The 22,305-nt window shown below is 68.9% G+C and carries 16 protein-coding genes; 11 read left to right on the forward strand and 5 right to left on the reverse strand.

The window, feature by feature from the left end; translation table 11 throughout:
• Positions 1 to 135: 135 nt before the first annotated feature.
• Positions 136 to 1,542 (forward strand): sigma-54-dependent Fis family transcriptional regulator, encoded by a 1,407-nt coding sequence (locus tag KF892_02810; protein ID MBX3623917.1) that lies wholly within the window; start codon positions 136 to 138, stop codon positions 1,540 to 1,542.
• Between the two features lie 98 nt (positions 1,543 to 1,640).
• Here the strand turns inward: KF892_02810 and KF892_02815 are convergent, their stop codons facing one another.
• The gene (locus KF892_02815) at positions 1,641 to 2,624 is read right to left on the reverse strand and encodes an SDR family oxidoreductase (GenBank protein ID MBX3623918.1); all 984 of its coding nucleotides are present in this window, start codon (positions 2,622 to 2,624) and stop codon (positions 1,641 to 1,643) included.
• Between the two features lie 304 nt (positions 2,625 to 2,928).
• On the opposite strand from KF892_02815, the gene KF892_02820 reads away from it, so the two are divergent.
• Both KF892_02820 and KF892_02825 read left to right on the forward strand, forming a co-directional pair.
• Positions 2,929 to 4,329, forward strand: a complete 1,401-nt coding sequence (locus tag KF892_02820; GenBank protein MBX3623919.1) for a sigma-54-dependent Fis family transcriptional regulator — start codon at positions 2,929 to 2,931, stop codon at positions 4,327 to 4,329.
• Between the two features lie 63 nt (positions 4,330 to 4,392).
• On the forward strand, positions 4,393 to 4,845 hold the full coding sequence (locus tag KF892_02825) for a PA2169 family four-helix-bundle protein (GenBank protein ID MBX3623920.1): 453 nt from the start codon (positions 4,393 to 4,395) through the stop codon (positions 4,843 to 4,845).
• Positions 4,846 to 4,911: 66 nt separating this feature from the next.
• On the opposite strand, the gene KF892_02830 is transcribed toward KF892_02825, so the two are convergent.
• Complete coding sequence (locus KF892_02830; protein ID MBX3623921.1) at positions 4,912 to 7,314, reverse strand: transglycosylase domain-containing protein; 2,403 nt, start codon at positions 7,312 to 7,314, stop codon at positions 4,912 to 4,914.
• Positions 7,315 to 7,442: 128 nt separating this feature from the next.
• Between KF892_02830 and KF892_02835 the strand changes: the two genes are divergently transcribed.
• Positions 7,443 to 8,480, forward strand: coding sequence for a nitronate monooxygenase (locus KF892_02835; protein ID MBX3623922.1), 1,038 nt, complete (start codon positions 7,443 to 7,445; stop codon positions 8,478 to 8,480).
• Between the two features lie 22 nt (positions 8,481 to 8,502).
• Here the strand turns inward: KF892_02835 and KF892_02840 are convergent, their stop codons facing one another.
• Positions 8,503 to 9,396: an MltA domain-containing protein gene (locus KF892_02840; GenBank protein MBX3623923.1), complete on the reverse strand. Its 894-nt coding sequence runs from the start codon at positions 9,394 to 9,396 to the stop codon at positions 8,503 to 8,505.
• 1,037 nt (positions 9,397 to 10,433) lie between these two features.
• On the opposite strand from KF892_02840, the gene tssJ reads away from it, so the two are divergent.
• The 7 genes from tssJ (at position 10,434) to KF892_02875 (ending at position 20,932) form a co-directional block, all read left to right on the forward strand.
• A complete protein-coding gene (gene tssJ / locus KF892_02845; GenBank protein MBX3623924.1) occupies positions 10,434 to 10,931 on the forward strand; it encodes a type VI secretion system lipoprotein TssJ in 498 nt (165 codons plus the stop codon).
• 44 nt (positions 10,932 to 10,975) lie between these two features.
• Positions 10,976 to 12,310: a type VI secretion system baseplate subunit TssK gene (gene tssK / locus KF892_02850; protein MBX3623925.1), complete on the forward strand. Its 1,335-nt coding sequence runs from the start codon at positions 10,976 to 10,978 to the stop codon at positions 12,308 to 12,310.
• A 50-nt stretch (positions 12,311 to 12,360) separates the two neighbouring features.
• Positions 12,361 to 13,680: a DotU family type VI secretion system protein gene (locus KF892_02855; GenBank protein ID MBX3623926.1), complete on the forward strand. Its 1,320-nt coding sequence runs from the start codon at positions 12,361 to 12,363 to the stop codon at positions 13,678 to 13,680.
• Positions 13,677 to 17,273: a type VI secretion system membrane subunit TssM gene (tssM, locus tag KF892_02860; GenBank protein ID MBX3623927.1), complete on the forward strand. Its 3,597-nt coding sequence runs from the start codon at positions 13,677 to 13,679 to the stop codon at positions 17,271 to 17,273. Before KF892_02855 ends, tssM begins: the two co-directional genes overlap by 4 nt.
• A gap of 94 nt (positions 17,274 to 17,367) precedes the next feature.
• Positions 17,368 to 18,084: a type VI secretion system-associated protein TagF gene (gene tagF, locus KF892_02865; GenBank protein ID MBX3623928.1), complete on the forward strand. Its 717-nt coding sequence runs from the start codon at positions 17,368 to 17,370 to the stop codon at positions 18,082 to 18,084.
• A 38-nt stretch (positions 18,085 to 18,122) separates the two neighbouring features.
• Positions 18,123 to 20,069, forward strand: a complete 1,947-nt coding sequence (locus tag KF892_02870) for a protein kinase (protein ID MBX3623929.1) — start codon at positions 18,123 to 18,125, stop codon at positions 20,067 to 20,069.
• Between the two features lie 83 nt (positions 20,070 to 20,152).
• Entirely contained in the window at positions 20,153 to 20,932 is a 780-nt protein-coding gene (locus tag KF892_02875; protein ID MBX3623930.1) for a hypothetical protein, read from the forward strand.
• Between the two features lie 53 nt (positions 20,933 to 20,985).
• Here the strand turns inward: KF892_02875 and KF892_02880 are convergent, their stop codons facing one another.
• Positions 20,986 to 21,369: a hypothetical protein gene (locus KF892_02880; GenBank protein ID MBX3623931.1), complete on the reverse strand. Its 384-nt coding sequence runs from the start codon at positions 21,367 to 21,369 to the stop codon at positions 20,986 to 20,988.
• Positions 21,370 to 21,473: 104 nt separating this feature from the next.
• A complete protein-coding gene (locus tag KF892_02885) occupies positions 21,474 to 22,166 on the reverse strand; it encodes a hypothetical protein (protein ID MBX3623932.1) in 693 nt (230 codons plus the stop codon).
• Positions 22,167 to 22,305: the final 139 nt, after the last annotated feature.

The raw sequence follows: 22,305 nt of genomic DNA on the forward strand, positions 1-22,305 counted from the left end.
CACGGAAGGCGCGCAGGGCAAACGGCGTGCGCAAACGCCGATGACCCATCGTCGCGCGGGGGCTTGCGATTTCCGTTGAAGCGTGAGAGTGGGCCGCCTTAGAGTCGGGCGGAATCGAATGAAGTCGGAGACTGAATGAGTCGCGTGCTGGTGGTGGAAGACGATGTGGATGCGGCGCGCATGATGGCAGCCCTGGTGGCGGAGGCGGGTTTCACGGTGGCCACGGCACAGAGCCTTCACGAGGCGCGGCGCCACATCGCGCTCGACCCGCCCGAGCTCGTGCTGCTCGACCTGCAGTTGCCCGATGGCAGCGGCCTTTCGCTCTTCGATGACCCGCAGTCCATCGCCAACACGCAGGTCGTGCTCATCACCGGCCATGCCACGCTCGAGACCTCGATCGAAGCGCTGCGCCTGGGGGCGGCTGACTACCTCATCAAGCCTGTCACCGCGCGGCAGCTCGAAGGCATCCTCTCGCGCATCATCCGGCCCAAGGCGCTCGAAGCCGAGCTGCAGGGCCTCACCGACGAATGGAAGCGCACCGGCCGCTTCGGCCACCTGTGGGGCCGCTCCACGCCGATGCAGCGCATCTACGAGCAGATCGCCCGCGTGAGCGGCACGGCCGTCACCGTGCTCATCACCGGCGAGAGCGGCACCGGCAAGGAGCTCGTGGCCCGCACGCTGCACGACCTGAGCCGCCGCCGCCATGCGCCGTTTCTTGCCGTCAACTGCGGCGCGATCTCGCCGCAGCTGATCGAGAGCGAGATCTTCGGCCACGAGAAGGGCAGCTTCACCGGCGCCGAGCGCCAGCACCAGGGCTTCTTCGAGCGCGCCAACGGCGGCACGCTCTTCCTCGACGAGGTGACCGAGATGCCGCTCGCGCTGCAGGTGAAGCTCTTGCGTGTGCTGGAGACGGGCACCTTCATGCGCGTGGGCTCCACCGTCGTGCAGGAGACGGATGTGCGCCTGGTTGCCGCCACCAACCGCGACCCGATGGAGGCGGTGAAGGCCGGCAAGCTGCGCGAAGACCTCTTCTACCGGCTCAACGTGTTTCCCATCGCGCTGCCCACGCTGCGTGAGCGGGGTGGCGACGTGGAGCTGCTCGCCGAGCACTTCGTGGCCGAGGTGAGCAGCCGCGAAGGCGCGGTGAAGACGTTTTCACCCGGCGCGCGCGCCAAGCTGCTGCGCTACCGCTGGCCCGGCAACGTGCGCGAGCTGCGCAACGTGGTGCAGCGCAATTACGTGATGACCGAAGGCAGCGTGATCGGCGAGGAGTGGCTGCCGGTCAACGCGCCCGACCGCGAGGCGATGTCGGTCGCGCTCTCGGGCGACGAGCTGCGCATCCGCATCGGCACCTCGATGGCCGAGGCCGAGCGGCAGCTGATCCTCGCCACCATGCGCTACTACAACCACCACAAGGAACAGGCCGCGGCCGTGCTCGGCATCAGCTTGAAGACGCTCTACAACCGGCTAAAGGAGTATTCGGCCGAGGAGGCGGCAGCTGCGCTGCGGCAGGCGGAGGGCAACAGCAGCTTGTCGACCTAGTTCTCCGTTCGCACTGAGCTTGTCGAAGTGCTGCGCAGGGCTCCCTTCGACGTAGCTCAGGGCGATCGGAATACCAGTTCAGCCCGAACGGGCTGGGGCTACTCCGCTCCTACGCTGCCTGTCACCGGCAGCACGATGCCGGTGATGTAGCTCGCACACACCGGCGACGCGAGAAACACATACGCCGGTGACAGCTCTTCGGGCTGCGCGGCACGCTTCATCTGCGTCTGGCTGCCGAACTCGGCCACCTTCTCGGCGGGCTTGTCGGCCGGGTTGAGCGGCGTCCACACCGGGCCGGGCGCCACTGCGTTCACCCGGATGCCCTTGCCGATGAGATTGCTCGCGAGCGCCTTGGTGAACGCATGGATCGCGCCCTTGGTGGCCGAGTAGTCGAGCAGCTGGGGGCTGCCTTCGAGCCCGGTCACCGAGCCGGTGTTGATGATGCAGGCGCCTTCGCGCAGATGCGGCAGCGCGGCGCGGGCCATGTTGAAGTAGCCGTGCACGTTGGTGCGCAGCGTCTCGTCGAGGCGCTCGTCGGTGATGTCTTCGAGCGAGGCCGCGTGCTCCTGGAAGGCGGCGTTGTTGACGAGGATGTCGAGCTTGCCGAAGGCCTTCACCGCCTCGTCGACCGCCTTGCGGCAAAAAGCGCTGTCTTTCACGTCACCCGGGATCAGCACGCACTGGCGGCCTTCGTGTTCGACGTGACGCTGGGTCTCTTCGGCGTCTTCGTGTTCGTCGAGGTAGACGATGGCCACGTCGGCGCCTTCGCGGGCAAAGAGCACAGCCACCGCGCGGCCGATGCCGGAGTCGCCGCCGGTGATGAGCGCGGCCATGCCCTGCAGCTTGCGGCTGCCTTCGTAGTCGGGCGCGAGGAAGCGCGGCTTGAGTTCGAGATCGGCTTCGAGGCCAGGCTTTTCGAGGTGTTGGGCGGGAAGTTTGGTTGGCTGCTCACGCAGGCCCGCCTGCACGGGTTGAGATTCCTTCTGCTTCGCTTCGGGCTTGGTGGCCTTGTCGCGCTCGTCCTGGCTGCGCTGGATGTTGCGCTGCTTTTGCACCGTGGGTTTGTCTCGGGGTTCAGGCATGCAGGCCTCCGTGAAATGGGGCATCCGGGAGATGCCGGTATGTGAAATCGGCGGCAAATCTTTCCGTTTTTGAAAGTAGATGTGGTCGCCGTGTAAGCGGATTCCCACAAGCAAATCGGCACGCCCTGACGCGGCTTTCTGCACACATTCGGCAAGATGAAGCCTTCGACACGACGCATATCTGTCACGACAAGAGCACCACGAGCCAGGCCACAAACCTGGCATCGCGGGCAAGCGGAGACCACGCGGCAATGCCTACAGGAATTGCCTCTCCAACCGATTCAGATGTACTGGAGCAAACGGAATGCCACACGTCCTGGTAATTGACGACGACAGCGATTCGGCCGAAACCCTGGCCATGCTGGTTGCCACCGAAGGAATGACCGTCGCGACGGCGGGCTCGCTGCGCGATGCACGGCGCCAGATGGCCCTGCAAACGCCCGACCTTGTCTTCCTCGACCTCGTGCTGCCCGATGGCAACGGCCTCGAGCTGCTGGAAGACACCCGCTCGATGCCGCAGACCGAGGTGGTGCTGGTCACCGGGCATGCGAGCCTCGACACCTCCATCCAGGCGCTGCGCCGCGGCGCGGCCGACTACCTGGTCAAACCCGTTGCGCCGCAACAGCTGCAGAAACTCATCTCGCGCATCAGCGCGCCGTGCCCGCTCCAGCACGAAGCGCAGGAGCTCGAAGCCAAGCTGGAAAAGGAAGGCCACTTCGGCGCGCTGTGGGGCCGCTCGCCGGTGATGCGCCGTGTGTACGAGCAGGTGATGCGCGTGGCCTGCACCAACGTCACGGTGTTCGTGACCGGCGAGAGCGGCACCGGCAAGGAAGTCGTGGCCCGCACGGTGCACGACCTGAGCCGCCGCCGCGCGAGACCCTTTCTTGCCGTCAATTGCGGTGCCATTTCGCCGCAGCTGATCGAAAGCGAGATCTTCGGCCACGAGAAGGGCAGCTTCACGGGTGCCGACCGCCAGCACCAGGGCTTCTTCGAGCGCGCGAGCGGCGGTACGCTCTTCCTCGACGAGATCACCGAGATGCCGCTCGACCTGCAGGTGAAGCTCCTGCGCGTGCTGGAGACCGGCACCTTCATGCGCGTGGGCTCGACCACCGTGCAGCAGACCGACGTGCGCCTGGTGGCCGCCACCAACCGCGACCCGATGGACGCGGTGAAGGCCGGCAAGCTGCGCGAAGACCTGTTCTACCGCCTGAATGTGTTTCCGATCGCGCTCTCGCCGCTGCGCGAGCGTGCGGAAGACATCCCGCTGCTGGCGCAACACTTCCTCGACCAGATCTCCAAGCGCGAAGGCCAGCGCAAGCAGTTCGCGCCGGCCGCGCTGCAGCGCCTGCAGTCGTACAAGTGGCCAGGCAATGTGCGCGAGCTGCGCAACGTGGTCTGCCGCGCCTACGTGATGGCCACCGACACGCTGATCCACGATGCCTGCCTGCCGGGCGATCCGGTACAGGCCGCGGGCGTGTCGGACAAGCCCGCGGTGCCGTCGCTGACCATCCAGGTCGGAACGGCACTTGCCGAGATCGAACGCAGGGTGACGCTTGCAACGCTGGAGCACCTTGGCAACCACAAGGAAAAGACCGCTGCAGCGTTGGGCATCAGCCTGAAGACCCTCTACAACCGGCTGAAGGAGTACGCAGCCTTGCCGGACAGCACCTTGGCCAACCAGACGGCCGTGGAGGAGGGGCGTTAAAAGGCCCGCGGCGAAACGATTCGTGGCGGGCCTCCTCTGGCAGTACTGAAAGGAGAAATGCCCATGAGTCACGATGACATCGTCGATACCTTGAACGACCTGATCGAAACCTCGAAAGACGGCGAGCTCGGCTTCACCGCGTGCGCCAAGCACGTGAAGTCGGGCGACCTGCGCAACCTCTTCCTGCGCCGTGCCGAAGAGTGCCGCGCAGCCGCAGGCGAGTTGCAGACGCTCGTGGTCGAGTACGGCGGCAAGCCCGACTCGGGCGGCTCCGCCACGGGCGCGTTGCACCGCGGCTGGGTGGCGGTGCGCGGCTCGCTCGCGGGCTACAGCGACCACGCGATGCTCGAAGAGTGCGAGCGCGGCGAAGACGCCGCCCTTGGCCGCTACCGCGCCGCGCTGAAGGAAGAGGCGCTGCCCGAGTCGGTGCGGGCGGTGATCGCGCGCCAGCAGCTCGGCGTGCAGGCCAACCACGATCAGATCAAGCGCTTGCGCGACATCGACAAGGCGGCTTGACGGTCGTCTCGTCTCAACGAAAAGGCCGGCGTGATTGCCGGCCTTTTTCTTTGGACTGCGTGATGCTTACCGCATGGGCGAGACCGACATCGCAGCGCCTGCCGCGCCGCCCGACGACCACCGGTCGCGCTGCCCGATGGTCTGGATCAGCTGGTCCAGCTCCTGCGAGGTCTTGGGCGGTGTGTCTTCCGGCGCAGCGGTGTCGGGGCTCGTGTCGGCCTGCACTTCCAGCCGCGCGATGGACGCGCCGTCGCGTTCGTCGGCCACGGCCGGCCAGCTGGCCATCACCGCCTGCGGCGTCTGCGGGCTCGCGAAACGCGCGCGGGCGTCGACGAGGCCGCCGCGCAGCGCGTCGCGGAAGAAGTCGCCCACCAGCAGGATGGCGTTGTGCCCGCCCTGGCCCCAGTAGTTGCTGCGCATCGCCACGCGCGAGTCGTTGAAGCCGACCCAGGCGCCGGCCACCAGGCGCGGGTGCATGAGGATGAACCAGCCATCGGTGTTGTTCTGCGTGGTGCCGGTCTTGCCGGCCACGTCGGCCTGGGTGATGCCGAAACGCGTGCGCACCATGGTGCCGGTGCCTTGCGAGACCACGCCGCGCAGCATGTCGATGAGCGTGACCGCTGTGTCGGGCGACATCGCACGCCGCGGCGACGAGCCGAACTCGGCGATGACGCGCCCTTCGCGGTCGCGGATGCGCTTGATGACGAGCGGCTCGCGCCGCACACCTTCGTGCGCGATGGTGGCGTAGGCGTTGACCATCTCCAGCAGCGTGACCGGGCTCGTGCCGAGCGCGAGCGAGGGCACCGGGTCGAGCCGGCTCTGGTTCACGCCGGTGGCACGTGCCAGCGCCACCACACGGTCGACGCCCACGTCCTGCATCACCTGTGCGGTCACGATGTTGCGCGAGTGCACGAGCCCGTCGCGCAGCGTCATGGGCAGGCCGCTCGGGGGCGTCATGTCGGTGGGCTTCCACACGCTGCCATCGCTGCTGCGGATCTCAACCGCGTGGTCGAGGTAGGCGCGCTGCGGGCGAATGCCGCCTTCGAGCGCGGCGCCATAGACCAGCGGCTTGAAGGTGGAGCCCGGCTGGCGTGCGGCCTGCGCCACGTGGTCGTACTGGTCTTGCGCGAAGTCGCGGCTGCCGACCCAGGCCTTCACCTCGCCCGTCGTCGGGTCCATCGCCACGAAACCGGCTTCGAGGCGCGTCTTGCGGGCCTTGAGGGACGAGACCCATTCTTGGTCGGCCAGCAGTTCCCGCAGGGCCTGCGCTTCGCTTGCGCCGCCTTCCAACGCGCGGCGGAACTCGGGCGTTTCGCGTACCGCGGCGGCCAGCAGCTCGGGGCGCTGCTTCCAGAAGTAGCCGAAGGGCTCGGCCCGCCGCGGCAGGCGGGCGCCGTTGAGTGAGGTCTCCACCAGCTGGGGCTGGCTCCATTCGACGTTGGCGATCTGCTGCAAGGCCTCGGTTTGACGAGCCACCGCCTGCTCGGCGGCGCGCTGCAGGTCCATCTCGAGCGTGCTCTCGATCACCAGGCCGTCGGCGTACAGGTCGTGCCCGCTGGCTTCGGCCCAGGCCAGCAGCCACTTGCGTGCATGGCCGCTGAAGTGCGGCGCAGGGCCGGGCGCGTCGGCATAGCGGTTGAGGCTCACCTGGAGCGGCTGCGCGGCGAGTTGCCGCAAGCGTGCGGCATCCAGCGACCCGCGCTTTTGCATCTGCGCCAGCACCAGGTTGCGCCGCTCTCGGGCGCGCTCGGGGTTGAGCACCGGGTTGTAGTAGCGCGGGCCCTTGAGCATGCCCACGAGCGTGGCGCTCTCCAGCTCGTTCAGCTCGGCGGCGGGCTTGTTGAAGTAGGTGTGCGCGGCCATCTCCACGCCCACGGCATTGAAGAGAAACGGCGCGGTGTTGAGATAGGCCTCGAGGATTTCGCGCTTGCTGTAGAGCTGCTCGATGCGCAGGGCCGTCACCAGCTCCTTGAGCTTGCGGTGCAGCGAGCGGCTGCGGCCGATCTCTTCGGGGAAGAGGTTGCGCGCCAGCTGCTGCGTGAGCGTGGAGCCGCCTTGCGTGCGGCCGATGCAGGTGTTGTAGAGGGCGGCCACGAGCCGCTTGACGTCGACACCGCCGTGCTCGTGGAAGCGGTGATCTTCGGTGGCGAGCAGCGCCTGGATGAGGTGCGGCGATACCTCGTCGACGGTCACCCGCTGCGACGGCCCGCGGCTGAAGGTGGCGAGCGTCTCGCCATCGGCCGAGAGCAGCACCGAGGGGCGGGCCGAGGTGACTTCGCGCAGGTCTTGCACGCCCGGCGTGTGGCGGATGAGATGGGTGACATAGGCACCGCCGGCCACGGCGGCCAGCAGGGCGCTGGCCACCCCGGCCCAGAGTGCGATGCGGGCGGCCTGCCATCGCCGCGCGTGCGGCGCTCGTGGGGGAGGTGGCGTCGAGGGATCGGGGTCGGAGGGCGGCATGCCCGGCATGGTGGAACGGCGCGCGTGCAAACGCTGTAGGACGGCGGGCCATCGCGTGGTCAGTGGCATGCGGCTTTTGCAGCGACGGCGGGTACGATGAAGCGCATCCCATTGACGACGACCGAGGAACACACTCCATGCCCCTCCACGACCTGCTCAAGACCGAGCTGCCCATCATCCAGGCGCCGATGGCTGGTGTGCAGACGAGCCGGCTGGCCATCGCGGTGATCGAGGCGGGTGGCGTGGGCTCATTGCCCGCAGCCATGCTCGCGCCCCAGGCGCTGCAAGACGAGCTGAAGGCGCTGGCCGCGCACGGCGGCACCTGGAACGTCAACTTCTTCGCCCACACCAACCCGGCGCCCGACAGCGCGCGTGAAGCCCGCTGGCGCGCGCGGCTCGCGCCCTACCACGCCGAGTACGGCATCGACATCGACAAGGTGCCGGCCGGCGCCGGCCGCAACCCCTTCAGCAGCGAAATCGCCGACCTGATCGAGCCCTTCAAGCCGCCGATCGTGAGCTTCCATTTCGGGCTGCCCGCGCCCGAGCTGATGAAGCGTGTGCGCAGCTGGGGCTCGCGCATCCTCTCGTCGGCCACGACGGTCGATGAAGCGCTGTGGCTGCAGGAGCACGGCGTCGACGCGGTGATCGCGCAAGGCCTGGAGGCCGGCGGCCACCGCGGCCATTTCCTCGACCACGACCTCACTCGCCAGCAGGGCACGCTGACGCTCTTGCCGCAGATCGTGGCGGCGGTGAAGATGCCGGTGATCGCCGCGGGCGGCATCTCGGATGCGAATGCGGTGAAGGCCGCGATGGCGCTGGGCGCGTCGGCCGTGCAGGTGGGCACCGCCTACATGCTGTGCCCGGAGGCGCAGACCTCGGCGCTGCACCGCGCCGCGCTGCGCAGCCCGCAGGCGCGGCACACCGCGCTCACCAACCTTTTCACCGGCCGGCCGGCGCGTGGCATCGTGAACCGGGTGATGCGCGAGATCGGGCCGCTCTCGGCCGATGCGCCGGAGTTCCCGACCGCGACGGCCGCGATCGCCCCCTTGCGGGCGGCGGCCGAAGCGAAGGGCATCGGCGACTTCACGCCGCTTTGGTCAGGGCAGCGGGTGGGCAATCTCGACGGGGTGGAGGCGGGTGCGCTGACGCGGGCTCTGGCGAAGGGGCTGGCGTAGGCGCGCTGGGAGATTCGGGCGCTCAATCCACCTCGGCGCAGAACTCCCCATCGGGCACCAGGCAGGAGGTGTCGCTGCCGGCCGGGCCGACCGACACACCGCGGGTGACGAGCTTGCTGGTGGCGAGACGGTTCGCCTCGGCGGTGGGCAGCATCACCCACATCTGCCCACGGTGCTTGGTGGAGCGGGCCATCTGGCCGGCTTCGCTGCCGAAGCCCCAGAAGTAGTCGGCCCGCACCGCGCCGCGGATGGCGCCGCCGGTGTCTTGGGCGAACACGAGGCGCTGCATCGAGATCGCCGAACCCTTGGGCGCGGGTGCGCTCAGGTAGACCGGGTAGCCGAGCGGCGTGACACGTGGGTCGACGGCGACCGAGCGGCCCGGGGTGAGCGGCACGCCGAGAGCGCCTTGCGGGCCTTCGCTCGCGGGCCGGTCGGCCACGCTCTTGAAGAAGACGAAGCTCGGGTCGGCCGACAAGCGGCCGGCCACGGCGGCTTGGGCGGGCTTGGCCGGCCTGGCCACGGCGGCGGGCGCAGGCCGCTTCGCCGGGGCGTTGGGTGACTTGCGGGCGCCTTTCAGCAGCTCGTCGACGAGCGGGTCGTCCTTGGCAGCGGCGCTGTTGCTGGCCGTCGCCGTGTTGCCGCCTTGGGCCGGCTTGCCGACCGACATGCCGCGGGTGAGCACCGGTGCGTCGACGGCGGGCTCGTCAGTGCGTTCCTCGGGGGATTCGCCTTCGATCACGAAGCTGTCGGCCTGCTCGGGCCCGCCCGCATCGCCGATGCCACGGGTGGCGAAGCGCTGTTTGGGCTTGGGCACCACGCGCAGCGGCTTGAACGGGTGGCCGTTCTGCTCGGCGTATTGCAGCCGCATGATCTGCCCGTCGGGCATGCGCACGCGCCCGGAGCCTTGCACCTGCATCGCGTAGAGCGCGAGCGGGTCGTTGACCCACACCACCACCGGTGCGTCGATGCCCTGCGGCAGGCCCAGCGCTTCGAGTTCGGCGCGGGTGTAGTAGGGCTCCACGCGCGCATCGGGCGCGCCGGCCTTGCCGACCAGGCGCACGCGCAGGCGGCGGTCGCGGTCGTCGAGCTCGAAGCGGCGCAGGTCCATCGCGTAGGTGGCGGCGTCGCCAGCTTGGGCGGGGAAGAGCAGGTTGCCGTCGGCCCTCACGCGCACGACCGAGCGGCGCTGCGCCTTGGGCACGCGAGACCAGTCCATCGTGTAGAGGTCGCGCGGCACGCCCAGCACCGGGGTGCTGAACTCGCCGTCGCGCTGCATCTGGCCTTCGAGCAGGGGCTCGAAATAGCCGGTCACGTCGCCATCGCCACGCGCATCGGTGTGCAGGATGCGCAGGAGCGTGAAGCGGCTCTCGAAGAAGCTGCGCATCGCGCGGGTGGTGGGCGGCACGGTCTTGGCCGAGGCGCAGATCTCGCGCCAGTCGTCGCGCTTTTGCAGCACGTCGCACGAGTTGCGGAAGGCGCTCCAGCTGGCGCGCATGTCGTCGTCCTGCCAGCCGGGCAACTCTTCATAGCTGGCGAGCTTGAACATCGCATTGCGCGTGCGCACCTCGCTCGGCCCCTTGGGGCCGGCCTTGGCGCTGCCGGCGGGCACGCGCGGGGGCGCTGTGTTCGACAGGGCGGGGGAGGGCGCGGCCACCGGCTGCGGGGCGGCAGCGGCCGGCGGCGGCTTGGTGGACGAGCAGCCGACGAGGCCCGCTGCGACGGCGAGCGTCAGGCCCAGGGCGGCACGGGTCGGCGAGGGTTTCATGGTGAGAAGCCTAGGCCTTGCGTGGCGGCGGTCCAACTGACCTTCGTCAACCGGGCGGTCGTGCAGTGCCGGATGACCTTGGTCACGCGGCGCACCCAGGCCCGGCCGGTATTCTGCGGGCGACTCTCGGGGGAGCCTCGTGCGCCCCTGCCTTCCTGACGAACGATCGACGAACTCGAAGCTCGCACATGACCCAGCTCCTACTTCCTCAAGACCGCCGCCGCTGGCTGCTCTCGGCCACCGGCGTGGCGGCCGTGATGGCCTTGCCCGGGTGCGGCATGTTCAGCAGCGGCCCGGCCACGCTGAGCACGACGGTGGTGGCCTCGGCCCAGGTCAACCCCGATGCGCGCCGTCGCCCGTCGCCGGTGGTGGTGCGGGTGTTCGAACTGAAGGCGCCCACGCTTTTCGAGCAGGCCGATTTCGTGTCGCTGTTCGAGAAAGACCAGGCAGTGCTGGCGGCCGAGTTCGTGAGCCGCGAAGAGTTCGTGCTGCGCCCGGGCGACAGCAAGCCGATCAACAAGCCGCTCTCGCCCGACACCAAGTTCATCGGCGTGATGGCCGCCTTCCGCGAGCTGGAGCGTGCGCGCTGGCGCGCCGTGGTGCCGGTGGTGGCCAACAAGAAGAACGTGATCGAACTCCAGCTCGACGGCATCGTGATCCAGGCCAAGCGCACGTCTCCCAAGTGAGTCTTGCCGACTTCCACCAGACCCATTCTTAGAAGACACAACCCATGAGCTGGCGCGCCAAAGTCGTGTGGTCCTCGGGCATGTTCCTGCAGCCCCATCATTTCCAGCAGGAGACCCGCTACCTCGAACGGCTGGTCGACGCGCGTGCGCGCTGCGTCTCGCCGTTTGCCTGGGGCTTTGCCGACCTGGAGATCGACGAAGGCCTGCTCGCCCTCGGCAAGGTGGGGCTCACCCGCGCAAGCGGGATGCTGCCCGACGGCACGCCCTTCGCCATGCCGCAGCTCGACCCGTTGCCCGCACCGCTCGAGATCTCGCCCGACGTGAAGGGCGAGCTGATCTACCTGGCGCTGCCGCTGCAGCGCGAGGGTTTGAACGAAGTCGACTTCGGCACGGGCGGTGACGGCGAGCTGGCCCGCTTCACCGCCATCGAAGAAGACGTGCGCGACAACACCGACGCGTCCGACGAGCCCACCACCATCCAGACCGGCAGGCTGCGCCTGCGCCTGGTGCGCGCGAAGGAGGCGGGCGAGGCCTACGCGCTGCTCGGCGTGGCCCTCGTGGCCGAGCGCCGCAGCGACGGGCAGGTTACGCTGGAGCGCAGCTACATCGCGCCGCAGGTCGCCATCGATGCGAGCGCGCAGCTCTCGGCCACCGCCTCGCTGCTGCATGGGCTCATCCTGCAGCGGGCGCAGCACCTGGCCAGCCGCATGGGCCAGCTGAGCCACGGCGTCTCGGAGATGGCCGACTTCCTCATGCTGCAGACGCTCAACCGCAACGAGCCGATCTTCAGCCAGCACGCGGCCACGCCGGTGGCGCACCCGCGCGAGCTGCACGGCGACTGCCTGCGCCTGGCGGGTGACCTGGCCACGCTGTCCAGCAGCGCGCGCCGGCCGCCGGAGTTTCCGCCGTACCGGCACGACGATCTCGTGCGCACCTTCACCCCGGTGTTCGACGCGCTGCGCGGCATGTTGACGGCGGTGCTGGAGCAGAAGGCGATCCAGGTCGAGTTGGTCGACCGCAAGCACGGCGTGCGCACGGCGGTGGTCAGCGATCTCGAGCTGGCGCGCAACGCGACCTTCTACCTCGCGGTGAACGCGCAGCTCTCGCACGAGCAGCTGCGCCAGCGCTTCCCGGCGCAGACCAAGGTCGGCCCGCCCGAGAAGATCCGCGACCTCGTCAACCTGCAGCTGCCCGGCATCAGCCTCGCGGCGCAGGCGGTGGCGCCGCGAGAGTTGCCGTTCCACGACGGCTTCTTCTATTTCAAGCTGGAGCGTGGCGGCGAGCTGTGGAAGCCGATCGAGCAGAACGGCAGCTTCGCGATGCACACCGCGGGTGATTTCCCCGGCTTGGAGCTGGAGCTATGGGCTGTTCGCAAGTAGTGGCAAGCCGTGCTGCTCTCTGACACACCACACCGACAAAAGAGCCTGCGATGAGCAACCCGACACCGGACGACCCGTTCGCCGACATCGACACCGGCCGCACCTTCATCATGCCCACCCCGGGTGGGCGCGCCGCGGCCCCGGCGCCCGCGCCGGCCATGCCGCGCATGGGCGCGGCGGGGGCTGACGTTGCCGCCGACATCGGCACGCCCGAAAGCGGGCTGAACCCGCTCGTCGCCCTCGCCAACCCGCTGCTGGCGCTGGTGCCGCAGGTGCGGGCCACCACGCACCTGGCTGACCCGGCCGCGCTACGCGAGTCGATGGCGCAGGGCGTGCGCGAGTTCGAAGCCGGCGCGCGTGCCAAGGGGATCGCACCCGAGCGTGTGCTGGCCGCGCGCTACATCCTCTGCACCCTGCTGGATGAAACGGCTGCCAGCATGCCCTGGGGCGCCTCGGGGCAGTGGGGTCGGCACAGCCTGCTCGCGATGTTCCACAACGAGACGGGTGGCGGCGAGAAGGTCTTCCAGCTGATGGCCAAGCTGGCCGAGAACCCTGCGGCCAACCGCGACCTGCTGGAGCTCATCTACGCCGTGCTCTCGCTCGGCTTCGAAGGCCGCTACCGCGTGGTCGATGGCGGCAAGGCTCAGCTCGAAGCGGTGCGCGAGCGGCTCGCGCAGATCCTGCAGAAGGAGCGGGGCGCCTACGCGCCTGCGCTCGCGCAGAACTGGGAAGGCGTGAAGCCCAGCAAGCGCAGCATGCTGACCTGGCTGCCGCTGTGGGTCACGGCCGCCATCGTGGCGCTGCTGCTTGTGGCGATCTACAGCCTGCTCGCGTTCAAGCTCAGCGGTGAGTCCGACCCGGTGTTCGGCCGCATCCAGGAGCTGCGGCTCAACCCGCCGCAGCCGCCGGTGAAGCTGCCGGCGCCGAAGCCGCGGCTGGCGCAATTCCTCGTGGCCGACATCAAGGGCGAGCAGGTGCAGGTGCGCGACGAGGTCGACCGCTCGGTCGTCACGATCCGCGGCGACGGGCTCTTCGCCCCCGCAAGCGCCTCGCTCACGGCCGACCGCGAAGCGCTGATGAAGCGCATCGCCGAAGCGCTGAAGCAGGTGCCGGGCGCGGTGGTCGTCACCGGCCACACCGACAACGTGCGCATCCGCACCGCGAGCTTCCCGTCGAACTGGCATCTGTCTGAAGAGCGCGCCAAGACCGTGCGCGAGATCCTCGTGGGCAACGGCCTGCCGGCCGATCGCGTGCGCGCCGAAGGCCGCGCCGACGGCGAGCCTGTGGCCACCAACGACACCCCTGCCAACCGGGCCCTCAACCGACGTGTGGAGATCACCTTGTTCGTGACGCGTGGAGCCGGATCATGATCAAGAAGATCCTCGGCATCATCTTCAACCCCTGGGTCCTGCTGGTGCTCGGCCTGCTGGCCCTTTCGCTCGTCATCTGGATCGTCGGCCCGCTGGTGGCCATTGGCAACTGGCGGCCGCTCGAGAGCACCACCGCGCGCCTTGTCTTCATCGGCCTGATCGTGCTGCTCATCGTGCTGCGGCAGGTGTGGAAGCTCGTCGCCTCGCGCAAGAAGAACGACAAGGTCGTCAACCAGCTCATCGCGCCCGCCGCGACCGAGACCGCGGGCGACGCCGAGCTGAAGACGCTCAACGAGCGTTTCACCAAGGCACTGCAGACGCTCAAGACCGCTCAGTTCGAGCAGCCGCAAGGCGGCATCTCGGGCCTGTGGAGCGGGCTCTCGTCGCGCGTGGGCAAGCGGTATCTGTACGAGCTGCCCTGGTACGTGATCATCGGCGCGCCGGGCTCGGGCAAGACCACCGCGCTCGTCAACTCGGGGCTCAACTTCCCGTTGGCCGCGACCTCGGGCGAGCACTCCATCAAGGGCGTGGGCGGCACGCGCAACTGCGATTGGTGGTTCACCGACCAGGCCGTGCTGATCGACACCGCCGGCCGCTACACCACCCAAGACAGCCACAAGGACACTGACGCGAAGGCGTGGGAAGGCTTCCTCGGCCTGCTCAAGCGCAGCCGCCCGCGCCAGCCGCTCAACGGCGTGCTCGTCACGGTCTCGGTGACCGACCTGCTCACGCAAAGCGCCGCCGAGCGCCAGCAGCACGCCGCCACCGTGCGTGCGCGACTGCAGGAGCTGCACCAGCACCTGGGCATGCGCTTCCCGATCTACCTGCTCGTCACCAAGTGCGACCTGCTGTCGGGCTTCATGGAGACGCTGGGCGACGTCGACAAGGACACGCGTGCCGCGCCCTGGGGCTTCACCTTCAAGCTCGACAAACAGCAGCGCACCGACCTGTCGGCCTTCAGCGCCGAGTTCGACGCCCTGGAAAAGCGCCTCACCGATGGCCTCATCGGCAAGCTGCAACTCGAGCGCGACGCCGGTCGCCGCGCCCGCATCTACGGCTTCCCCCAGCAGTTCGAAGCCCTGAAGGGCCTGCTGAAGGACTACCTCGAGCAGGTCTTCTCGCCCTCGCAATTCGAAGCCCACCCGCTGCTGCGCGGCGTGTATTTCGTGAGCGGCACGCAGGAAGGCACGCCGATCGACCGCATGCTCGGACGCATCGCGCGCACCTACCGGCTGGAGCGCACCGTGGTGCCGCCCAACCAGTCCAGCGGCAAGAGCTACTTCCTGCAGCGCCTCTTGAAGGAAGTGGTGTTCTCCGAAAGCGGGCTGGCGGGCACCGACCTCAAGTGGGAGCGCCGCCGCGGCTTCCTGGCGCTCGGCGCCTACGTGGCCATCGGACTCGTGAGCGCGGCCATCCTCACGGCTTGGGGCATCAGCTATTTCGGCAACCAGCGCTACGTCGACAAGGTGGGCGCTTCGGCCGAAGAGGTGAAGAAGCTCGTGCAGGCCACGCCCAACCGCAACTCGCCCGACGTGCTGGTGCTGCTGCCCGCGCTCGAAGCCACGCGCGACCTGGCGCGCGCGAGCATCGGTGACTCGGTGCCGTGGTCATTGGGCTTCGGCCTCTACCAGGGCAAGAAGCTCGACGCCGCCTCGCAGCAGGCCTACCGCCGCATGCTGATCGACGCCGTGCTGCCACGCATCGCGCTCGGCATCGAGGAGCAGCTGAAGACCGGCAACGACAACCCCGAGCTGCAATATGAGGCGCTGAAGGCGTACATCATGTTGTACGACCCCGAGCGCTTCGACCCCAAGGCGCTCAAGCTCTACGTCACCGCCGAATGGGAGCTGACGCTGCCGCGCTCCGTGACCACCGAGCAGCGCGCCGCGCTGGAGTCGCACCTCGATGCGCTGCTGGCCGAAGGTGCCGTCGTCTCGCCGCTGCCCGAAGACAAGAACCTCGTGGCGCAGACGCGCGCGCGGCTCGTGGCCACGCCGCTCACCGAGCGCATCTACCGCCGCATGAAGCGGCAGGGCCTGGGCGCTGAGTTCCCCGACTTCACCGTCGTGAGCAAGGCCGGCCCGGGCGCACCGCTCGTGTTCACCCGCGGCAGCGGCCAGCCGCTGACCAAGGGCGTGCCGGGCTTCTTCAGCCACGACGGCTACCACAAGGGCTTCCAGCGCGAGGTCGAGCGTGTCTCGGGCCAGCTGGCCGATGAAGAAAGCTGGGTGCTGGGCGTGACCGACAGCAACCGCCAGAACGCGTTGAAGAACATGGACATCAAGCTCCAGCTCAACGACGAGGTGCGCCGGCTCTACCTCACCGAATACGCCAAGACCTGGGAAGAGTTCATCGCCGACATCAAGATGGTGAAGACCTCGAACCTCGCGCAGGCGGTGCAGATGGCGCGCGTGCTGTCGGCACCCGACAACCCGCTCGTGCCGCTGCTCAAGGCCATGTCGCGCGAGACCACGCTGCGCCAGGGCAAGGACGTGGTCGGCACGGTGGAAGCCAAGGCGCGCGACGCGCTGCAGAAGTCGCGCGACGACCTGATGCGCCTGCTCGGCAACCGCGGCGGCATCCAGCCGGTGGAGCCCGGCCAGGCCATCGAGAGCATCGTCGACGACCGCTTCATCGGCTTGCGCCAGATGGTCAGCTCGCCCGACGGCAAGCTGCCCGCACCGGTGGACGGCACCATCGCGCTCATCAACGAGGTCTACACGCTGCTGATCGCGGCCGACACCGCGGTGAAGGGCGGCAACGTGCCGCCGCCGTCCGAAGTGCCCAACAAGGTGAAGGCCGAGGCTTCGCGCCTGCCGGAGCCGGTGCGCTCGCTGCTCAACACGCTCTCGGTGAGCGGCACTTCGGCGGCGCTCGAGATCACGCGGAGCAACCTCGGCCAGGCGATCAACGCCGAGATCGGCGAGTTCTGCCGGCAGGCGGTGGCCGGGCGCTACCCGTTTGCGCGCGGCAGCCAGCGCGACGCCACGCCGGAAGACTTCGCGCGGCTCTTCGCTCCGGGCGGCCTCTTCGACACCTTCTTCCAGAAGAACCTCGTCAACTTCGTCGACACCAGCACCAAGCCGTGGAAGTTCAAGAGCGTCGACGGCGCGAGCATGGGCACCGACAGCTCCACGCTGCTGCAGTTCCAGCACGCCGCGATGATCCGTGAGACCTTCTTCCGAGGCGGCGGCAACCAGATCAGCGTGCGGCTCGACTTCAAGCCCATCGAGATGGACGCGACCATCACGCAGTTCATCCTCGACGTCGACGGCCAGCTGGTGAAGTACGCGCACGGCCCGCAGATCCCGGCCACGGTGCAGTGGCCCGGCCCGCGCGGCAGCTCGCAGGTGCGGGTGCAGATCACGCCGGTGTCGGCCAGTGGCGCCTCGGGCCTCGTGACCGATGGGCCGTGGGCGCTGTTCAAGATCTTCGACAAGCAGCAGATCGAGCCCGCCGGCGGGCCTGAGCGGTGGAAGGCGACCTTCAACGTCGACGGCCGCAGGGCGCAGTTCCTCGTGACGACCAGCAGCGTGCGCAACCCCTTCCGCTTGCCTGAGCTGGAGCAGTTTTCGTGTCCGGGGAAGCTTTGAACGACGGGCCCTTCGACAGGCTCAGGGCGAACGGCGGGGGCCGCTGCCCGTTTCCGTTCGGGCTGAGCCTGTCGAAGCCCAGCGAGTGCCTCGCATGAACGAGTCAGCGCTTCTCGACCTCCTCGCCGGCACCGGCGTGGAAGCCCCTGGCTGGTACGGCAAGCTCGCCATGCTCGGCGACTTCGCCAGCCGCCGGCTGCCGCAGCACTTCATCGACCTGGTCGACCCCTGGCTCGCCCGCGGCATCGAAGCGAGCCAGGCCCAGCTCGGCGCCCAATGGCTCAACGTCTACCTCACTGGCCCGATCTGGCGCTTCGCCTGGGCGCCGAAGGTGGTCGACGACCAGTGGTGGCTGGGCGTGATGATGCCGAGTGTCGACAAGGTCGGCCGCTATTTCCCCGTGGTGATCGCTCGCAACATGCCGGCGCTGCCCGGCACCGCCGAAGGCCTCGAGGCGCTGCAGGCCTGGTACGGCCACCTCGGCGCGGTCGCACTGAGCAGCCTGCGCCCGGGCGCCACGCTCGAAGAATTCGAATCCACCCTCGCGCGCGCACCGGCCATCGGTGAAAGCGCGCATGTGGCGCCGGCCGCCGCGCAACTTTTGCCGGGCCGGGTGAGGCACACTCTGCCCGGCGCCGCGTCCTTGTCGACCTGGGCCCAGGGGCTGCTGGTGGCCGATGCCTTGCAACGCTACGCCGGCCACAGCCTGTGGTGGCCCGACCATGCCGCGTCGCCCGACAACAGCCTGAGCGTGGCGCAGGGTCTGCCCGCCGCTCAACATTTTTCGCAGGTGCTGGAGGGTCGTTGGTGAGTTCTCCCGTTCCGCCCGACAAGACGGAAACACTGAACATGGGCAACCGAACGTCGGCGACGACTTCCGTGGCGGGCGCCGGCATTGAGATCGACGGCAGCGGCAACGCACTGCCGCTCGGCCATCGCCTGCAGGAATACGTGATCGAGGGCCTGATCGGCGAGGGCGGCTTCGGCATCGTCTACCTCGCACGAGACACCCAGCTCGGCCGCGTGGTGGCGCTCAAGGAATACATGCCCTCGTCGCTGGCCACGCGCGACGGCGAGCACCAGGTCTCGGTGCGTTCGATGCGCCACCGCGAGACCTTCGAGCTCGGCCTGCGCAGCTTTGTGAACGAAGCGCAGCTGCTCGCGTCGTTCGACCACCCGTCGCTCGTGAAGGTCTACCGCTTCTGGGAGCAGAACGGCACCGCCTACATGGTGATGCCGTACTACCAGGGCCCGACGCTCAAGCAGTGGCTGGTGGAAAACGGCGCGCGTGCCGACGAGGGCTGGCTGCTCTCGCTGCTGCACCCGGTGATCGACGCGCTGGAGGTGATGCACCACGAGCGCTGCTATCACCGCGACATCGCGCCCGACAACATCCTGCTGCTGCAGCACGCCTCCACCCAGATCGGCCGCCCGCACGCCGTGCGCCCCGTGCTGCTCGATTTCGGCGCCGCGCGCCGCGTCATCAGCGATGCGACCCAGGCGCTCACGGTGATCCTGAAATCGGGCTACGCCCCCATCGAGCAGTACGCCGAATCGACCTCGATGAAGCAGGGCGCCTGGACCGACGTCTACGCACTCTCGGCCGTGCTCTACGCCGCCATCACCGGCAAGGCGCCGCTGCCTTCGGTGAGCCGCATGGTGACCGACGACATGGTGCCGGCCGCGCAGGCCGGGGCCGGGCACTACACGCAGGAGTTTCTGGCGGCGATCGACAAGGGTTTGTCGGTGCGCCCCGAGCACCGCCCACAAGACATGGCCGCGCTGCGGCAACTCTTCAGCTATGGCACCGGCACGCCGTCGACGGTGCCGGCCGCCGTGCCGCCAGCGCCGGCGGCCGATGCGACGCTTGCCGACGATGGCGCGACGGTCGTGCTGGGCCCGGCCACGGCGGCGCCCGCGGTCACCGTGCAGGTGCCGCGGCCGAGCCCACCGCCGCCTGCGCCCCCCGTGCCATCTGCATCACCTGCTCCTGCAGCTGCCCCGCGGCCCGCCGCGCCCGTGCCGCCGATCAAGCTGCTCAACCCCGAGCCTGCGCCGGCACCGTCGCGCACCGGCCTGTGGGTGGCCAGCGGCCTCGCGCTCAGCGCACTCGCCGCCGCCGGCTGGTGGTTCGGCCTGCGCGACTCGGCGCCGCCTGCGCCCCCGGCCACCGACCCTGGCACCACCGCATCGCCCGCCGTGGCCCGCAGCGAGCCGCCTGCGCCGCCCGCCTCGGCTGCGGCGGCACCACCACCCCCGGCCGTCGCCGCCACGCCCTTCGGCATCGTGCCGGCGCTGCAGGACATCGTGCGCCAGGCCGACCCGCTGCTGGGCGTGAACGCGCTGGCCGACAAATCGGCCATCGTCATCGGCAAGGACCGCCTGCAGTTCCGCGTGAAGGCCTCGCAGTCGGGCTACGTCTACGTCTTCCTCGGTGGCACCGACAAGGGCCACATGTACCTGCTGTTCCCCAACGCCATCGACCGCGACAACCGCATCGACGCCAACAAGGAGCTGCAGTTGCCGCGCAAGGGCTGGCAGATCACCGCCGGTGGGCCGCCGGGCACGAACCACATCGTGACGATGGTGTCGCGCCTGCCGCGCGATTTTTCGCAGGCGGGGCTGCGGGCGTCGAAAGACGACATTCCCGAGTTCGACCTCGCCCGGGCCGAGCAGCTCTGGGCCGCACGCACCGGCCGCGACAACCCCTTCGTCGGCCAGGCCGTGTGCCCGCCACAAGGCGCGTGCGACGCGACCTACGGCGCCACGCTGCTCACCATCGACGAGGTGCGCTGAGGCGTTCGTCTGGCCGGGTTTCTGGATTGCTCAGGGTGTGGCAGTGCACACCCGGTGCCTTGGCACCCCGAGCAGGAAGACCCATGAACGGCAAGACTGACGGCAATTCGGTAAATCGTGCCAGGGACGACGAGCCCTGGCTCGGCTCCTACTGGTCGCTCGCCGTCTTCATCGCCGCAGAGTTGGCCATCGGCTCGATGGTGGTGCGCCTCTCGACGCCGCCCGCATCGCAGGCCGTTGCCATCACCCCCGTAGCTGTCGAATTTGCGGCAGCCGTGCCGACGAACCCACGCGTGCCGGCCACGCCGCTCGAGCAGGTGGTGCAGTGGGCCGTGGCGGGCGATGCCGGGGGCCGGCCCTTCGTGGTGGTCGACAAGCCCGGCGCCCACGTGCTCGCCTTCGACGCCCGCGGCCAGCTCCTGCAGCGTGTGCCGGCGCTGCTGGGCTCGGCGCTCGGCGACGACAGCCCGCCTGGCATCGGCGACAAGCCGCTCTCGCAGATCAAGCCCGACGAGCGCGTGACGCCCGCCGGGCGCTTCGTCGCACAGATGGGCGAAACGCTCACCGGCGAAGACGTGGTGTGGGTCGACTACGACGCGGCGGTGTCGATGCACCGCGTGCGCGTGGTGAAGGAAAGCGAACACCGCTTCGAGCGCCTGGCCTCGGAGACCATCGAAGACAACCGCATCTCCAACGGTTGCATCAACCTGCCCGTGGCCTTCTACGAGCAGGTGCTCAAGCCGACGGTGGAAGCCGGCCCGACCGTCGTGTACGTGCTGCCCGAGCGGCGCACGCTGCAGGAGGTGTTTGCCCGCAGCGTGAGCAGCCGGCCGGCGCAGTCGCCTCGCCAGCCGGTGTTCTGATCGGGCAAGAAAAACGGGCCCGCAGGCCCGTTGAGTGATGTCGACCGAAGGGCTTAGCCACGGTCGGCGCGCGCCGGCAGTTCGCTGCTGGACGAGCTGTCCATCGTCGACGAGGTCGACGACGAGTCGGTGCTGCTGGTGGTGCCCACGTCAGGCGTGTTGCGCGAGCCCATGCTGCCCGAGCCTTCCTGGCGCTGTTCAAGCGTCGGGGTGGCGGCAGCGCCGCCCGGAGTCGCCGAGCTGTTGCCTTCGTTCGTCGGCAGGGCCGAGTTCTGCGGGTTGTTGTCGGTCGACGGGCGCGCCTCGGGTGCGGATGCAGCGTTGGGCGAGTTGCTGTTCGGAAGCGAATCGCTGGTGGTCTGGGCGATGGTCACGCCGGCGGCGCTCACCATGGCGATGACGGCGGCGATGCTCAAGGTCTTGGATACGTCTTTCATCTTTGGAACTCCTTTGCCCGAAACGAAGGTCCCGGTGCACAAACTCCGGCAACGCTCGTTCCAAACCCGGGGTTTCCACGGACGAAATCCGTGTCGGACGATCCTTACTTGACCAGCATCACCCGCATGCCCAAGGCGCGGCCCGCGGGCCGGTCGAGCACCTGGATGGTCGCCTCGCGTGCCTTGAAGCCTTCCGGCAGCGGCTGGCTACCGCTCACCACCTCATGCGACGTGAACGACACCGGCACCGGCTTGAGCGCCACCGTGGTCTGCGGGCTCTTGGCCGAGCTGCCCACCACCTGCAGCTGCATCACGCCGGTGGTGGGTTTGTTGGACGCACGATCCCGTGCGAGCACGACGTCGTAGACCAGCGCACCGCCGCGCACGGTGAACTTGCCGGCGCGTACCTCGACCGTGCCGCCGCGCGGGTCGGGCGGCAAGGCCTCCACCGTGGTAGCCAGGTCCTGGCTGAGCCGCTCGATGCGTGTGCGGCTGCCGGCGAGTTCGTCTTGCAGCGCCTTGTTCTGCGAGGTGGTGGCGGCGAGCCTGCGTTCGGTGTCGCCGAGCGCCTGCTGCAGGCGCTGGCGTTCGGCTTCGGTGCTGTCGTAGGCCGCGCGCAGCTTCGACGATTCACTCGCCGACAGGCGCGGCGGCAGGTAGCGCTGCTGCACCACGAGCACGCCCGCCACGCCCACCGCGACGCCGCTCAACAGCAGCACCAGCCAACGTGGAGGGCGGCCACGCTTGCGCCGGTGGCCATACGACTCGAGCACCACGGGTTTCGATCGACCGAACATGCAGAAAAGTGTCTTGGGTCAGAGGGGGAATGAAGGGTACAACCATCACCCACGCACCGCGAATCCGGCTTTGAAACACGATGTGCCGCAGGGTCGGCGCATGAGTGCGGGGCGTGGCCCCGGTACGATGTCGGCCCTT

Source organism: Rhizobacter sp. (genome assembly GCA_019635355.1).
Taxonomy (GTDB): domain Bacteria; phylum Pseudomonadota; class Gammaproteobacteria; order Burkholderiales; family Burkholderiaceae_C; genus Rhizobacter.